The organism is Streptomyces hirsutus (assembly GCF_001418415.1).
Lineage (GTDB): Bacteria > Actinomycetota > Actinomycetes > Streptomycetales > Streptomycetaceae > Streptomyces > Streptomyces hirsutus.
In genome coordinates, this window is record NZ_LIQT01000117.1 from 1 (window position 1) to 2,830 (window position 2,830).

At 71.8% G+C, this 2,830-nt stretch carries 3 protein-coding genes; 1 reads left to right on the plus strand and 2 read right to left on the minus strand.

Annotated features, from left to right (window positions below; genetic code table 11):
• Window positions 1-47 precede the first annotated feature (47 nt).
• Window positions 48-1,091 carry a zinc-dependent alcohol dehydrogenase gene (locus tag AOK11_RS09735; protein WP_055593261.1) on the minus strand — a complete coding sequence of 348 codons (1,044 nt, stop codon included), beginning with the start codon at window positions 1,089-1,091 and terminating at the stop codon, window positions 48-50.
• The gene (locus AOK11_RS09740; protein ID WP_055593262.1) at window positions 1,088-2,251 is read right to left on the minus strand and encodes a mandelate racemase/muconate lactonizing enzyme family protein; all 1,164 of its coding nucleotides are present in this window, start codon (window positions 2,249-2,251) and stop codon (window positions 1,088-1,090) included. The genes AOK11_RS09735 and AOK11_RS09740 overlap by 4 nt, the downstream gene beginning before the upstream one ends.
• 242 nt (window positions 2,252-2,493) lie before the next feature.
• On the opposite strand from AOK11_RS09740, the gene AOK11_RS46690 reads away from it, so the two are divergent.
• Window positions 2,494-2,830 (plus strand): SCO2400 family protein (locus tag AOK11_RS46690; protein ID WP_420902980.1); only part of this gene is annotated, 337 nt, incomplete at its 3' end.

Sequence of the window (2,830 nt, forward strand, 5' to 3'; positions counted from 1 at the left end):
GGTACGGGGCGGTCAGGACGCCCCGTACCGGCGCACGACCGGGCGCCCTAAGGACGCAACAGGACCTTGCCCACCTTCGGGTCGCCGGACCCCACCAGCTCGATGGCCTCCGAGAACCCGGCCAGCGGCAGCTCGTGCGTGACCAGCGGCAGCGGATCGAGCAGTCCGGCGGCGAACACCCGTACCGTGTGCGCCCAGGCGTCCGGCGGCGCCCCGAAGACGGTGTGCACCTCCACCTGCCGTACGACCAGGTCCGTCGGGTCGAGACCGTCCGCGCCCGGCGCCGGGATGCCGGTCAGGACGAGCCGCCCGCCGCGCCTCAGCAGCGCGGCGGCCGCGCGGGCCGCGTCGGCGGACCCGGCGGTCTCGATCACCACGTCGAAGTCGTCCGGGAGCGGCTGGTCCTTGGTGCGGAAGCCGGTGGCGCCGTACCGCCGGGACAGCTCCTCCCGGTCGCCGCGGGTGCCGACGACCAGCAGTTCGGCCGGGGAGTTCGCGCGCAGGAACTGCACCGCGAACATGCCGAGGGTCCCCGTGCCGACCACGGCGACCCGCTCGCCGGGCACGGCGTTCGCCTTGAGCGCGGCGGCGGCGATACAGGCCGCCGGCTCCAGCAGCGCCGCCGCGGTGAGGTCGGCGTCGTCCGGCAGGACGTGCAGCAGGCGGGCCGGGAGGGTCAGCGTGGCGGCCATCGCCCCCGGCCGGGTGAACCCGGTCTCCTCGTAGCCCGCCGAGCACAGGGTCGTCTCGCCGGCGTGGCAGCGGTCGCACACCTGGCAGTTCCGGAAACCCTCTCCCACGACCTTGCAGCCGGTGAGCGAGGCGGGCACGCCCGCGCCCACCCGCTCCACGGTTCCGGACCACTCGTGGCCCGGCGTGAGCGGGTACCGCACGTACCCCTCGGGGCGGTTGCCCTGGTACACCTCGCGGTCACTGCCGCAGATGCCGGTGGCGTGCACCCGGACCAGGGCCTCGCCGGGACCGGGGTCGCGCGGCTCGTGCGCGACCAGGCGGTGTGCGCCGGGGGCGTCGACGACGACGGCGACGGAGTTCCCGGGAGCGGCCGCGGGGCCGCCCGTTCGCCCGGTCACTTTGTGCCCTTGGGCTTGCGCTGCTCCCAGCCCTCGGCCCACAGGTCGAACCGGGCCTGCTGCTGCGGGAACTCGGCCGCCGCGTCGACGTCCAGCTCCACACCGAGACCGGGGGCGTCGGAGAGGTGGAAGCAGCCGTCCTCCGGGTTCACCTGCGGGGCGCCCTTGACGACCTTCTTGATCTCCGCGTCGGCGAAGTCGTTGAAGTGCTCCAGGATCTTGAAGTTCGGTGAGGTGAAGCCGACCTGGAGGGACGCGGCGGTGAGCACCGGGCCGCCGACGTTGTGCGGCGCGACCAGCATGTAGTGGGTCTCGGCGGTCGCGGCGAGCTTGCGCGTCTCCCAGATGCCGCCGATGTGGCCGACGTCCGGCTGCAGGATGTCGACGGCCTGGCTCTCGAACAGCTCACGGAACTCGATGCGGTCGTGGACGCGTTCACCGGTGGCGAGCGGGATGTCGACCTTGGCGGCGACCTTCTCCAGCGCCTTGAGGTTCTCCGGCGGAACCGGCTCCTCCAGCCAGGCCGGGTCGAACGGCGCCAGTTCCCGCGCGAGGCGGACGGCGGTGGCGGGGGAGAAGCGGCCGTGCATCTCCAGCATCAGCTCGGTCTCGGGGCCGATGGCGTCGCGGACCGCCTCGATCAGGGAGACGGCGTACAGGGTCTCCTTGCGGTCGAGTTCGAAGTGCCCGGTGCCGAACGGGTCGATCTTCAGGGCCCGGTAGCCGCGCTCCACCACCGCCTGCGCGGCCTTGTGGTACGCCTCCGGGGTGCGCTCCGTGGTGTACCAGCCGTTGGCGTACGCCTTGACCTTGTCGGTCACCCTGCCGCCGAGCAACTGCCATACGGGGACGCCGAGGGCCTTGCCCTTGATGTCCCAGCAGGCCATCTCGACGACGGCGATACCGGACATCACGATCTCGCCGGCCCGGCCGAAGTCGCCGTACTTCATCCGGCGGACCAGGTCCTCGACGGCGAACGGGTCCGAGCCGAGAATGTGGTTGGCCTCGGCCTCCTTCAGATAACCCAGAAGGGCGTCGGTGTGCCCCAGCATCCGGGTCTCGCCGACTCCCGTGATCCCCTCGTCGGTGTGCACCTGGACGTACGTCAGGTTGCGCCACGGCGTCCCGACCACGTGTGTGCTGATTCCGGTGATACGCACGGCGGTTGCCCCTCGCTGCGTTGTGGACCCTGTGATCGTTCGATGGTGCGGTGCGACGTGTTCGATATTTCGTCACGCGTTCGAAATGCTGGCGTGACAGTAAGGACGGGGTGGTGGGGGTGTCAATGGGTCGCGCGCATAACGGTTTCGACAGTTTCGAAACCTATGAGCAAGCGTCCCTACCAAACCTTCACACTTTGCTCTAGGAACCGGACGTGAGCGGAACTTAGCCTTCACGCGTCATGGACTACTGCCAGCCGTGCCGAAGGCACCTCAACGGCGCGCTCGCCTGCCCTGGGTGCGGCACCCCCGCCGAAAACCTCCCGGCTCGCCCGGAGGCTTCCGACGCCGCCCGGACGGCGTACGAGAACGACCCGCCGGAACCGGAACCGGAGCCGGAATCCGGGCCTCGGCCGGACCGCGGACACGAGCCGGACCCGGGAGCGGCCCCGGGGCCCGCCGAGACCGGCGAGGCCGGTGGGACCGCCGGGCCCGGGAAACGGCAGGACCGGAACACCGCGCCCCCCGCGCCCCCTTCGTCCGCGGACCCCGCGGACCCCGCGGACGGGGCCGCCCCGG